Below are 12195 nucleotides of genomic sequence, written 5' to 3' on the forward strand. Positions count from 1 at the left end.
GGGAATCATGCCGGACCCGGACCCGGAGCCGCCCCGCGCCCTTCGGGACGGAGAACGGGATCGATCTCACCCGGGATGTGGAGCAGCTGACGAGCCCCCAGGGAGATGTGGTCGTCAGCGACCCGCGCCAACTCTTCCGACACTTCTGCCGCCTGGTCCAGGTCGGAGGAGAGGATGCTGAGCACGTCGACGATTGCGGTGCAGATCCCATCGCGATGATTCCGGTCGGCGGCTGCCGGCGCGGAGGCGACTACCGCCAGTCCGGCCCGGCCCTTCCGCCGGAGCAGGGCCTGCGCAGTCATGCGCGTGACGAGGGTGTCACCCGCGTCGCGCACGAGTTCCAGCAGCGGGCCGGCAGCCTCCGGCATCTCCGCAAAGGCCGCCAGGCCGCCAGGCCGCGGCCTGCGTCCGCCCGGCCGCGGTAGTCGTGGCTTCGCCCGAGCTCGGTGAGCGCTCCTACCGATGCGTGCCGCAGGGCACTGTCCACCTGTTTGCCCACTCCTCCCGCGAATTTCGCGGATACACCATCGATCCTCTCGCAGCGTGCTGGCGCCCCCACAGCCCACCCGGGCGAAAGCTCCGGGCAGGTGCCCAGCAGGATGATCCGCATGCACATCGAGTTCTTCACCTACTCGTCCGCCCGGCTGTGGGGTATCCGCGTCGACGGGTCCGACCTGCGTGTCCATGCCGCAGATGCCACGCGTCCTCTCTGGGTGCTGGAGAAGCACTACGGCGAGAGGACGCCGCAAGAAACAGAGGACTTCCTGTTCCGCCAGTACGCCGGACTGGCGGAGTCCGACCTTCGTGACCCCGTACGCCATTTCCTCGGCGACGCCGATCCGGACTTGCGGCATACGCCGACCGACGCGACGGCGGTGCTGGGCTGCTCCTGCGGCATCTGGGACTGCTGGCCCCTGTTCACCCGCATCACCGCCACCCCCGAGACCATCACATGGTCTTCCTTCCACCAACCCCACCGCCCGGCCTGGGGCGATCTGGCCATGGGGCCGTACGTCTTCCCGCGCGCCGCCTACGAGGAGGCGCTCAGGCGCATCGTCCACCTCGCCGAGGATCCCCTTGCGGCCTTGCCTCCGTCCGGCGCGGTTCGGGGGACGTGACGACGGTTCCGGTTCCCGTTCCCGTTCTCGTGACGCGTTCGACCTGCCCTTTCTATCTCCAATCTGCGTGGTTTCTAGAATGGTCAGATGAAGGACATCGACGCGATTGCCGTGTTGCAGGATCCGGTGCGCCGCCGCCTGTACGAGTACGTGGTGGCCCAGGGCCGCGAGGTCGGCCGCAACGAGGCCGCGGAGGCGGCGGGGGTGGCGCGCACGCTCGCCGCGCACCATCTGGACCGGCTGGCCGGGGCCGGGCTGCTGGAGAGCGGTAGTCGCCGCCTGACGGGACGCTCGGGGCCGGGGGCGGGCCGTCCCGCCAAGGTGTACACGCGGGCGCGGGTCGAGCGGTCGGTGTCGCTGCCCGCCCGTGACTACCGCACCGCCGCCGAGTTGCTTGCCGAGGCCGCCGAGCAGGCCGGGCTGGACGCCGGGCTCTGCGAGGCGGCGCGCCGCCGGGGTGAGGCCCTGCGCGGCTCGGCGGGGGCCTGCGGCGGCCTCGAAGAGGCCATGGAAATGCTCGCTGCCCGCGGCTACGAACCGCACCTGGAACCCGTTGAGGGCGCCGAGTGCGTGGAGGGTGGCGAGGGGGCGACCGCAGCGGCCGCACGCGTCGTCCGTATGCGCAATTGCCCCTTCCACGCCGTCGCCGAACGCTTCCCGCCGCTCGTCTGCGGCATGAACCTCGCCCTGCTGGAGGGCCTGCTGGGAGCCGACGGTCCCGTCCGCGCCCGCATGGACGCCCGGCCCGGGGAGTGCTGTGTGGTGGTCGAAGCTTCTAAAAACAATGACCATTGACATAGAAACAGAGGTCGTGCTGGGATGAGGCCATGACCGCATCCACGCATGCCGCACACCTCGCCCAGCTCAACGTCGCCACGCTCAGCCACCCCTTCGACGACCCTCGCATGGCGCCGTTCGTGGAGATGCTCGATCCGGTCAACGCCGCCGCCGACGGGTCGCCCGGCTTCGTGTGGCGGCTCGTGGAGGAGGGGGAGGCCGATGCCACCGGCCTCCGTCCAGCGGGCGAGGACGTGATCGTCAACCTGTCGGTGTGGGAGACCCAGGAGGCTCTGTGGGACTTCGCCTACCGCAGCGGGCACCTGGAGGTGGTGCGCCGTCGCCGCGAATGGTTCCAACGGCACGTCGAGGCGCACCTGGTGCTCTGGTGGGTTCCCGCCGGGCACGTCCCGACCGTCGGCGAGGCCCTGGAGCGGCTGGCGGATCTGCGGGCGCACGGGCCGTCCCCGCGCGCGTTCACCTTCGCCTCCTCCTACACCGCCGCCGAGGCCGCCCAGCACCCTCGGGCCGTGCGGCCGGCACGGACCGAGGAGGTCGCCCGCACGCCGTAGAGGGACCTGGGACACCGCCGGGCTGACGTCCCCGCTGGGATCCCCAGGCGGCCCCCGCGGCCCGAACGGCCCAGGGCGGAGGTCTGCGACAGGCCCGACCTCCCTGGTCGCACCTATCGTGGGAGCAGACCCATGACGGTACGGACGCGCGCGGACAGGTGGATCGTGAACGGATCCGGGATCGACTACGAGGCGGTCTTCCAAGCCCTGCCGGGTGCCGTCGCGCTGCTGACCCCCGATCTCGTGTACGTCGCCGCCAACGAGGCCTTCCTGGTCATGTCCGGCCGCACCCGCGAGCAGCTCGTCGGCCGCTACGTCTTCGACGTCTTCCCCGACAACCCCGGCGATCCGGACGCCACCGGCATGCGGAACCTGCGCGACTCCTTGGAACGGGTCGCGGCCACCGGGGAGCGCGACGCCATGGCCCTGCAGCGCTACGACGTGGAGCACGCCAGCCGGCCCGGGGTGTGGGAGGAGCGGTACTGGAGCCCCGTCAACGTCCCCGTCCTCGCCCCCGACGGCAGCGTGGCGCTGCTCCTCCACCGCGTGGAAGAGGTCACCGAACTCATCCGGGCCCGCCCTGGCAGCCGTACCGATACGGTCCGTGCCCGGGAGCTCGCGTCCGATCTCTACCTCCGCGGCCTGGAGCTGCAGGAGGTCAACGCCCGCCTGCGGCAGGCCCACGCCCGTGAGCGCGAGGTGGCCCTCCATCTCCAGGAGGCGATGCTGCCCGCGCCCCGCCCCCTCGGCCACCACGAGGCCGCCGTCCGCTACCGGCCCGCCACCGCGGCCCTGAACGTGTGCGGCGACTGGTACGACCTCGTCGATATGCCCGAGCGCACCGCGGTCGCCGTGGGGGACGTCGTCGGCCACGGACTCCGGGCGGCCGGCGTCATGGGCCAGCTCCGCAGCGCCCTCTCGGCCGCCTCCCGCGTCGTCGTCGGCCCCGCCCAGGCCCTCGAAGTCCTCGGGCTGTACGCCCGCGCCATCGACGGCGCCGAATCCACCACCGTGGTGTCGGTCTTCATCGACTGGAGAGACCGCACCCTCACCTACAGCAGCGCCGGTCACCCCCCGCCCGCACTCTGCCACCCGGACGGCACGGTCAGCTTCCTCGACCAGGCGACCGACCCCCCGCTCGGTGCCCGGCCCGAACACACCCGCCGCCCTCAGGCCCGGACCGCCTTCGCCGAGGGCTCCGTCCTCGTCCTCTACACCGACGGCCTCATCGAACGCCGCCGCGAGGACATCGACGTCGGCCTCCAACGGCTCGCCGACGCGCTCGCACGACACCGCGCCGCCGACCCCGACGCCCTCGCCGACGCCCTGCTGACCGACCTCATCCCGCCCGTCGGCGTCACCGACGACGCGGCCCTGGTCGTCCTCCGCCTGTGACGGCCGAGCCCCACCCCGCGCACCGGCGTCACGCCCCAGCGGGTCAGTGCGGAAGCTCGACCGACACGTGCGGGGACAGCGCCCGGAGGAACTCCGCCGCGTCGAACATCGCGCCGGCCGAGGCCACGCCCGTCGTGCGCGTCCGCCCGGCCAGGATGCGCTCGACGGCCTCCACCGCCAGCGGAGCGGTGACCGCGTAGATGTCCTGGCCGCGGGCCGAGGCGCGACGCTCGACGCCGCCCGCGCTCACCACGACGTCGACGACGAAGGTCTGGTTCGACCGCCCGAGGGCGTCGACCGGCTCCGGCGCGGGCGTGTCCTCCTCGGCGAGGTCCCTCGCGGCTTCGACCGTCATGTAAGTACGGACCTCGGGCACGGCCACGTGGCTGGGAACGGTGACGACATCGGCCATCGTGAACTCCGCGATCACCGCCCGTCGGCCCACGGGCTCCGGGAAGAGCCAGTCCTGCTCCCACGGCTGGTCGTCGTGGTACTGCAGCGCGCCCTCCGCGAACCGCACCCGGCGGCCCGCGCGACGCTCGTGGGACACCCGGCCCGCCACCCGGGTACCGGGCGTGGGGTGCCAGCCGTTCAGCCCGTACGCGACGTGCACCGCGTCCGCGGCGGTCCATTCCCCCATCGCCGCGGTCACCAACAGGTCGCCCAGCCCGCCGTAGAACGCCATCGCCGGCACCACGGGCGTGTCCGCCTTCCGGGCCGCTTCCGCATGGTCGGCGAACATCGAGACGTTCGCCTCGATCTCCGCCGCGACGTCGACGTACGGGATCCCCGCGCGCAGGGCCGCTTCCACGACCGGGCCCGCCGTCAGCGCGAAGGGCCCCGCGCAGTTGACGACAGCCGCCGCACCGGCGAGGGCACGGTCCAGCGAGCCCGCGTCGTCCACGGTGGCCGGACGCACCTCCACGTCTCCCCACTCGGCGGCCAGCGCCTCCAACCGGTCCGCGTCACGGCCGGAGATGACGGTGGCGAAGCCACGCCTGCGTAGTTCGGCGACGACGAACCGCCCCGTGTGCCCCGTCGCCCCGTAAACCACCACTGCAGCTGTCGCGCTCATCGTTCCCCGCTCTCGATGTTCTGGTGGGTCCAGTCTCGGCGCGGGCGGCGTCCGGCGGTGATGGTCTGGAACGACATCATGCATACACTTTCGGACATGCCCACTGTCGCACTGCTGACCGCCGGTCACCTGCTGCACTTCGAACTGGCCGTGGCCTACGAGATCTTCGGCAACCCTCCGCGCGAGGCCACGGAGGGCTGGTACGACGCGCTGCTCTGCGGGCCCGGCCCGGTGCGGGTCGGCCCGTTCATGGTCGAGCCCGACCACGGGCTGGAGCGCGCGGCCGGCGCCGACACGGTGATCGTGCCCGCGTGCGCCGACATCGACGAACCGCCGCCGGCGGAGCTGATCGAGGCCGTGCGCGCGGCCCACGCGGCGGGGGCCCGGATCGCCTCCCTGTGTACCGGAGCGTTCGTACTCGGCGCCGCGGGCCTGCTGGACGGGCGGCGGGCCACCACCCACTGGGCTCACGCAGCGGAGTTGAGCGCACGTCATCCGCTGGCCGTCGTCGACCCCGACGTCCTCTACACGGACAACGGAAGCGTCCTCACGGCTGCGGGCAAGGCCGCCGCGGTGGACCTCTGCCTCCACCTCATCCATCTCGACCACGGCGCGAACATCGCCAACTCCGTCGCCCGGCGCCTCGTCATGCCGCCCCACCGGGCGGGCGGCCAGGCCCAGTTCGTGGCCACGCCGGTGCAGGCGGGGGGCGACCACGTACTCGCCCACCTGCTCGCCTGGGTCCAGCAGCGGCTGGACCAGCCCCTGACGGTGACCGACATGGCGCGCAAGGCGAACACGAGCCCGCGCCATCTCGGACGGCAGTTCCGGTCGGTGATCGGCCAGACGCCGCTCCAGTGGCTCCTGACCCAGCGCGTACGCCGCGCCCAGGAACTGTTGGAGGCCACCGACGAGACCATCGAGGCGGTGGCCCTCGCCGCCGGCATGGGGACCGCCACGACACTGCGGCGCCAGTTCAAACGGATCGTCGGGGTCCCGCCCGACAGCTACCGCCGCTCGTTCCGCAGCACGGCTCCCGGGGCCCAGCCGCTTCCCGCCGTGGGGGTGAGAGAAGGGAGTTGACCGGGCGTCACTCCGTTCGCCCAGCCGGAGACTCCCCGGGAGCGGCTTTCCCTCCGATGTGTGGGGGAGGAGGCCCAGCGGCGACCCCGCAGGGCTTCAACTCCCGTCCCCGTGCGGTGCGGTGATCCTGCGCACGGCCTCCACCACCGCCGCCCGGTGGCGGGCGAGCTGCTCGGGCGCCCAGCCGGTACCCGGCTCGTCGGCCGCCGCACCGCCGGCGCCTGTGCCGCCCGCCGCGGTACTGCCCACCGCCGGACCGCCGACCGCGCCGAACCACGCCTGCGACATGGCCACCACCAGCGTCAGCACGTCGGCGGCGTCCGTCCCGGCGTCGATCCGGCCCGCATCCTGCGCCTCCCGCACGGCCGCGATCTTGCCCTGGTAGGACGCTGCCTCGGTGTCCGTGCTCCCCGGACGTTCCAGCTGCTTCCACAGCACCAGACGCATCAGCGAGGGCCGCTCGACCAGGTGGTCGTAGACGGCGCCCGCGTACCCGGGCAGGTCGTCGACATCGAAGGGCACGGACTCCGAGCCCGTCTCCAGCGCCCGCTGGAGCACGGCGTCGAAGAGCTGCTCCTTGTTGCCGTAGTAGACGTAGATGAGCCGCTTGTTCGCCTGCGCGGCCTCGGCGATGCGGTCGACCCGCGCGCCGGCGATGCCGTACGTCGCGAACTCGGAGAAGGCCGCGTCGAGCAGCCGTGCCTTGGTCGCGCTGGAATCCCTTGCCATGGCCCGCAGCCTAGCAAGTAACTATCTGGTTATTGACATCTGGCGCGCGGGGGGTGCATGCTCTATCTATCCAGTTAGTTACTTACGAGGGAGACCGTGATGGAGACCGCGATGGAGATCCGCGCACTGGGCGGCCAGGGGCTGAAGGTCGGCGCCGAGGGGCTCGGCCTGATGGGCATGAGCGCCCACTACGGAGCCACGGACGAGGCCGAGTCGCTGGCCACGATCGACCGTGCCCTGGAGCTCGGCGTCACCCTGCTCGACACCGCCGAGGGCTACGGCCCCTTCCTCAACGAGCAGCTCCTCGGCAAGGCCCTCACCGGCCGCCGCGAAGCCGCCGTGATCGCCACGAAGACCGGGGTCGAGTTCACCGACGAGGGCGCCTTCCGCGGTCACAACGCGACGCCCGAGTACATTCGCCGCTCGGCCGACCGCTCCCTGCGCCACCTGGGCACGGACCACATCGACCTCTACTACCTGCACCGCATCGACCCGGACGTACCCGTCGAGGAGAGCGTGGGCGCCCTGGCCGAGCTCGTCGCCGCCGGCAAGGTCCGCCACATCGGCCTGTGCGAGGCCGCGCCCGCCACCATCGCCCGCGCCCACGCCGTCCACCCGCTGGCCGCCGTGCAGACCGAGTACAGCCTCTTCGAGCGCGGCATCGAGCACGACGGCGTCCTCGACACCCTGCGTCAGCTCGGCATCGGGCTCGTCGCGTACTCCCCGCTCGGCCGGGGGTTCCTCTCCGGCGCGATCGCCAGCCCGGACGACTTCGCCGCCGACGACTTCCGCCGCACCGACCCCCGTTTCCAGGGCGAGAACTTCGGCCGCAACCTGGCCGTCGTCGACCAGGTGCGCCGTCTCGCCGCCGAGAAGGGGGTCACGCCTTCGCAGCTGGCGCTGGCCTGGACCCTGCGGCAGGGCGCGGTGCCCATCCCGGGCACCAAGCGCCGCCGCTACCTGGAGGAGAACATCGCCGCCACCGCGGTGACGATCACGGACGCGGACCTGGCCGCCATCGACGCCGTGGCCCCCCACGGCGTGGCTTCGGGCGACCGCTACGCCCCGGAGCTGATGCAGTCGCTGAACGGCTGAACGGCTGAACGACTGAACGTCTGAACGTCTGAACGTCTGAACGTCTGAACGTCTGAACGTCTGAGCCTATGTATATTAGATCCATGCCTAGGGGTCCTAGGCATGGATGGAGGGGCTCATGGCAGCGCGCGTGGGACTGACGGCTGACCGGGTCACCCGGGCCGCAGCCGCTCTCGCCGACGAGGTGGGCTTCGACCACGTCACCGTGTCCGCGCTCGCGCGGAGCTTCGGTGTGAAGGACGCGAGCCTGTACTCGCACGTCAAGAACGTCCAGGACCTGCGCGCCCGCGTGGCCGTGCTCGCCGCCGGCGAGATGGCCGACCGCATCGGCACGGCCGTCGCCGGCCGCTCCGGGAAGGACGCGCTCAGCGCGTTCGCCGACGCGTACCGGGATTTCGCACTGCACCACCCCGGGCGCTACGCGGCCACCCAGATCCAGCTGGACCCGGAGCGGGTCGCCGCCTCTCCCGGACACCTGCGCAGCATCGAGCTGACGTACGGAATGCTGCGCGCCTACGGCCTCGGCGAACCCGATGTGACCGACGCGGTCCGGCTCCTGCGCAGCACCTTCCACGGCTACAGCAGCCTCGAAGCCACCGGCGGATTCGGGCACTCCAGGGACACCGGCACTTCCTGGAGGCGGACCGTCGACGCCCTCCACGTGACACTCACGCACTGGCCGTCGACGAATGAAGAAGAAGCAGCAGCAGAAGCAGCAGAAGCAGCGGAAGACGAGGGCAAGACGTCATGAGAACAGGAACGTTGCAGGTCTCCGGAGCCGACCTCCACCACGAGATGCGCGGCAGCGGACCCGTACTGCTCCTGCTCCCGGCCGGTGGCGGAGACGCCGCCGTCTTCGACGGGATCGCCGGCGTCCTCGCCGAGCGGTACACGGTCCTCACCCTCGACCCGCGCGGCTACTCCCGCAGCCGGCTCGCCCCTTCCGGCCCCGTGGAACAGCGGGTCGACGTCCAGAGCGAGGACGCGTACCGCCTGCTCACCCACATCCTGCCGCCCGGCGAGGAGGCGTACGTCTACGGCAGCAGCTCGGGCGCGATCGTCGCCCTCGACCTGCTCGCCCGCCACCCCGAACGGCTGCGCCTGGTCGTCGCGGACCAGCCGCCGTGCGCCCGGCTGCTGCCGGACGCCGAGGAGCAGCTGTTCTTCGAAAGGGTCTACGAGGCCTTCCGCGCCGGCGGCCTCGGCGCCGCGGCGGCGTACTTCCTCGACGGGATCGGCGGCACCCTGAAGCCCATGCCCGACCCGGCCGGACTGCCGCCGCGCACCGCCGAGATGATCGGCCGGCTGAACGCGAACTTCCCGCTCTTCCTGGAACACGAGCTGCGGCAGTTCACGTCCTACGTCCCCGACGAGGCCGCCCTCGCCGCGGTGTCCGAACGCCTGGTGCTGGCCGCGGGCCGCGACACCAGGGGGCACCTGCCGTACCGCCCGGCCGCGGAGCTGGCGGACCGGCTGGGCCTCGAGGTGACCGAATTCCCGGGCGGGCACAGTGGCTACACCGACTGCCCGGAAGAGTTCGGGCGGCGGCTCGTGGAGGTGCTGGGCGCCCGATAGGGGGTGCACGCCGGCGCCGACAGACCCGGGCGACGCCGGTTTCCTGCGGGAAGGGAGGATGGGGGCGTGCTCCCCTACGTCTACTGCGTCACCAAGTACGACCCCGCCGACCGCGACGAACGCGGCTGCTACACCGGCCCCGAGGACTGCGTCAGCGATCATGGCGAGGTCGAGGCGGCCTACCTCCAGGCGATCGAGGCGTTCGCCCTCGACTCCGGCATCGACCGTCTGTCCATACGCGAGCCGCAGATCGCGTCCTTCGTGCACTTCGGTGCCGAGCCGCCCATGGAGGGCTACGGACTGGACGAACTCTTCCCCAGCGGTCCCTCCGGCCGGGCGGGCTTCCACGATGGTGCGGAGGTTCCGCTCGATACCGCGCTCGCGCTGGTGCGGGTCATGCTGCGCGACGGCGGTGCCTGGTGCCGGCTGGAGGCGGAGGGCGCGTTCGCGGTGCACGTGGGATGGGACCAGTACCTCTACATCGGCAGCAGCTCCCCGTGCGAGGAGGCGCAGGCCCGGGCCCGTGCGCTCGGGCTCTTCCCGGAACGCATGGACGCGTCCCCGCACGACGTGGAGGCCGACCGGGAGACCGACGGGGAAGAGGTCCAGCGGCCGGGCGACGACGAGTTCTGGGCGCACCTGCGCTACGCCGTCGTCTCGTGCCAGGCGGGACTCCTGGAGGAGCAGCCCATCGAAGGCGTCTCCCGTTTCCACCGCCTCACCCACGAGACCCTTGACGCGGTGCGCGCCGGACTCGCTCCCCGCGCCCGGTTGTCCGTGTGGCCGGACCTGTCCTCCGACATCGACGCGGTCCTGGGCGCTATGCCCGTCGACGGCCTGATCGAAGGCGTCTGGCAGGACGAGGACGGCCGGATCCACAGCGCCGTCGTCGACGAGGAGGAGTACCCGGAGCTGACCGCGCGGATCTCCCGTGCGGGAGCGGCAGCGCTCCTGCCCATGTACGCCGACGAACGCGTGCCCCTGTTCACCGCCGTCATGCCGGACTCCGACGGAGTGGTACGGGCCCGCTGGCGGACCGATCCCACGCCGGGCGACCGCAACTGGGCCTTCCTCAAGACCCGGGCCCTTCAACGAGGCCAGGTCGTCACCGGCACCGTGACCCACATCGCCGACTTCTGCGTCACGTTCGTGGACATCGGAGGCTTCACAGCGATGATCAACATCCCCCAACTGTCATGGCTCCCCATCAGCCACCCCTCGGAGGCCGTCTCCGTCGGTCAGGAGATCACCGCGGAGATCCTCGACGTCGACCTGGTCCGCGAACGCGTGTCGCTGTCCCTCAAAGCCCTGCAGGAAGATCCACGACGACCGTGACCAACGAGCCCGTGTACCGCCGACACCCCCGGCCAGGCCCGGGTGGCGGCCTGCAACCGCGTTGAGCCGCAGCTGCTGGAGGTGACGGGGAAGCGCGCCGACTGAACCGCGGCCAGTTGTACCGGGCGCAGTGAGGGCCGCAAGCATCACGCCGGCGGCTGCTCGGACCCGTCGCGGGCGCTGCCATGACGCTCAGGTTCCGCCAGGCCCGCCTCCGAACGTCTCCGGCAGGGCCCGCTCCAGGGCGTCGAACGCCGCGTTCACCCGCATGCGGTGGTCTTCGGCCACGTCCGCCGCGCGCTCGCCGGCGAGCAGCCGGCCGGCCGGGTCACGTAGACGGCCCGGTACGCGGCCACGGTCAGGGCCGCCGTCAGGCGTGCGGCGGGGCCGCCGATCGCTTCGGCCAGCGCGTTCTCCACCTCCTCCACGCCCTCGCGCGCCCGCGCCCGCAGTGCCGGGGAGCCGAGCACGATCCGCCAGAAGTGCGGGAAGGTGCCGCCGACGCCCGCCAGCGGGTGGCGCTGGTCGAGGAGCCGGAGCAGCAGCGAGCGCAGGCCGGCGAGCCGGGACTCGCCCTCCGCGCGGTCGCGCACCGCTGCCGTGAACAGCTCGACGGCCTCGGGGATCCGGTCGAGGAAGAGGTCCTCCCTGCGCGGGAAGTGGTTGAAGACCGTCATCGTCGAGACGGGGGCGGCTTTGGCGACCTCGGCCACGGTCACGTGGTCGAAGCCCCGTGCCGCGAACAGCATCGTCGCCTCGTCGGAGATCCGCTGCCGGGTCTCGCGCTTCTTGAGCTCGCGCAGGGAGAGCGGTGCTTCCTTCGCGGTGGCCGGCGGCGGCCCCGTCGGGCTGATGCTGGCTTGCGAACTCCGCCTCGGCGGGGCTCGGGTGGTCGTCGTGGAGCGACGTACGGACGTGGACCAGACCATCAAGGCGGGTGCGATCAACACGCCGACCGCCGAAGCCGTCTACCGGCGCGGGCTGCTGCCCGCGATGGCAGCAGTGCAGCAGCGCACGCTCGACCCGTTCCGGGCCTTCATGCGCGGCCGGCCGGGCGGCGCATCGGGCGGACAACCCCCGTGCACGCCACCCAAGTGCGACGGCCACTTCGGCGGGATCATGCTCAGCGGCGCGCTGCTGGACGAGGCCTACCCCGACTTCGCGCAGGCCGGGCCGGCCGGTGACGTGGCCCTCGTACCCCAGCAGGAAGTCGAGCGGCTGCTCGCCGAACGGGCCGCACAGCTCGGCGTCGATCTGCGCCGGGGCGTGGAGTTGACGGGCTTCGACGCCGATGACGACGGGGTCACAGTCCGCACGGCCCCGGTCGGCGCCGGGCCGGACCGGACGCTGCGCGCCGGCTGGCTCGTCGGCTGCGACGGCGGCCGCAGTACGGTGCGCAAGCTCGCGGGCTTCGCCTTCCCCGGATCGGATCCGCAGATCA

General features: G+C 72.1%; 13 protein-coding genes and 1 pseudogene. 10 read left to right on the top strand and 4 right to left on the bottom strand.

What is annotated here, in order from left to right; translation table 11 throughout:
- Positions 1-5: 5 nt before the first annotated feature.
- Positions 6-368 carry a hypothetical protein gene (locus RIU97_RS38640; protein ID WP_404962141.1) on the bottom strand — a complete coding sequence of 121 codons (363 nt, stop codon included), beginning with the start codon at positions 366-368 and terminating at the stop codon, positions 6-8.
- Between the two features lie 240 nt (positions 369-608).
- Here RIU97_RS38640 and RIU97_RS38645 point away from each other — a divergent pair, with 240 nt between their 5' ends.
- The 4 genes from RIU97_RS38645 to RIU97_RS38660 all read left to right on the top strand — a co-directional run bounded on the left by RIU97_RS38645 (position 609) and on the right by RIU97_RS38660 (position 3862).
- A complete protein-coding gene (locus tag RIU97_RS38645) occupies positions 609-1118 on the top strand; it encodes a hypothetical protein (protein ID WP_404962142.1) in 510 nt (169 codons plus the stop codon).
- Between the two features lie 87 nt (positions 1119-1205).
- Complete coding sequence (locus tag RIU97_RS38650; RefSeq protein ID WP_404962143.1) at positions 1206-1913, top strand: helix-turn-helix transcriptional regulator; 708 nt, start codon at positions 1206-1208, stop codon at positions 1911-1913.
- Between the two features lie 32 nt (positions 1914-1945).
- Complete coding sequence (locus RIU97_RS38655; RefSeq protein ID WP_404962144.1) at positions 1946-2467, top strand: DUF3291 domain-containing protein; 522 nt, start codon at positions 1946-1948, stop codon at positions 2465-2467.
- 132 nt (positions 2468-2599) lie between these two features.
- Complete coding sequence (locus tag RIU97_RS38660; RefSeq protein WP_404962145.1) at positions 2600-3862, top strand: PP2C family protein-serine/threonine phosphatase; 1263 nt, start codon at positions 2600-2602, stop codon at positions 3860-3862.
- A 43-nt stretch (positions 3863-3905) separates the two neighbouring features.
- Here RIU97_RS38660 and RIU97_RS38665 read toward each other — a convergent pair whose 3' ends face one another.
- Positions 3906-4937, bottom strand: a complete 1032-nt coding sequence (locus RIU97_RS38665) for a saccharopine dehydrogenase family protein (protein WP_404962146.1) — start codon at positions 4935-4937, stop codon at positions 3906-3908.
- A gap of 96 nt (positions 4938-5033) precedes the next feature.
- Between RIU97_RS38665 and RIU97_RS38670 the strand changes: the two genes are divergently transcribed.
- Positions 5034-6020, top strand: coding sequence for a helix-turn-helix domain-containing protein (locus tag RIU97_RS38670; protein ID WP_404962147.1), 987 nt, complete (start codon positions 5034-5036; stop codon positions 6018-6020).
- A gap of 96 nt (positions 6021-6116) precedes the next feature.
- Here the strand turns inward: RIU97_RS38670 and RIU97_RS38675 are convergent, their stop codons facing one another.
- A complete protein-coding gene (locus tag RIU97_RS38675) occupies positions 6117-6749 on the bottom strand; it encodes a TetR family transcriptional regulator (RefSeq protein WP_404962148.1) in 633 nt (210 codons plus the stop codon).
- Between the two features lie 111 nt (positions 6750-6860).
- Between RIU97_RS38675 and RIU97_RS38680 the strand changes: the two genes are divergently transcribed.
- The 4 genes from RIU97_RS38680 (at position 6861) to RIU97_RS38695 (ending at position 10754) form a co-directional block, all read left to right on the top strand.
- Positions 6861-7844 (top strand): aldo/keto reductase, encoded by a 984-nt coding sequence (locus tag RIU97_RS38680; protein ID WP_404963090.1) that lies wholly within the window; start codon positions 6861-6863, stop codon positions 7842-7844.
- A gap of 118 nt (positions 7845-7962) precedes the next feature.
- Positions 7963-8595: a TetR/AcrR family transcriptional regulator gene (locus RIU97_RS38685; RefSeq protein WP_404962149.1), complete on the top strand. Its 633-nt coding sequence runs from the start codon at positions 7963-7965 to the stop codon at positions 8593-8595.
- Positions 8592-9419 (top strand): alpha/beta fold hydrolase, encoded by an 828-nt coding sequence (locus RIU97_RS38690; RefSeq protein WP_404962150.1) that lies wholly within the window; start codon positions 8592-8594, stop codon positions 9417-9419. Before RIU97_RS38685 ends, RIU97_RS38690 begins: the two co-directional genes overlap by 4 nt.
- 66 nt (positions 9420-9485) lie before the next feature.
- Positions 9486-10754, top strand: a complete 1269-nt coding sequence (locus RIU97_RS38695) for a S1 RNA-binding domain-containing protein (RefSeq protein ID WP_404962151.1) — start codon at positions 9486-9488, stop codon at positions 10752-10754.
- 260 nt (positions 10755-11014) lie between these two features.
- Here the strand turns inward: RIU97_RS38695 and RIU97_RS38700 are convergent, their stop codons facing one another.
- The gene (locus tag RIU97_RS38700; protein WP_404962152.1) at positions 11015-11704 is read right to left on the bottom strand and encodes a TetR/AcrR family transcriptional regulator; all 690 of its coding nucleotides are present in this window, start codon (positions 11702-11704) and stop codon (positions 11015-11017) included.
- On the opposite strand from RIU97_RS38700, the pseudogene RIU97_RS38705 reads away from it, so the two are divergent.
- Positions 11607-12152: pseudogene (locus tag RIU97_RS38705) on the top strand (FAD-dependent monooxygenase); the annotation flags it as partial. The gene RIU97_RS38700 and the pseudogene RIU97_RS38705 sit on opposite strands and share 98 nt — an antisense overlap.
- Between the last annotated feature and the right edge of the window lie 43 nt (positions 12153-12195).

The sequence above is a fragment of the Streptomyces sp. 147326 genome, from assembly GCF_045000215.1.
GTDB lineage: Bacteria > Actinomycetota > Actinomycetes > Streptomycetales > Streptomycetaceae > Streptomyces.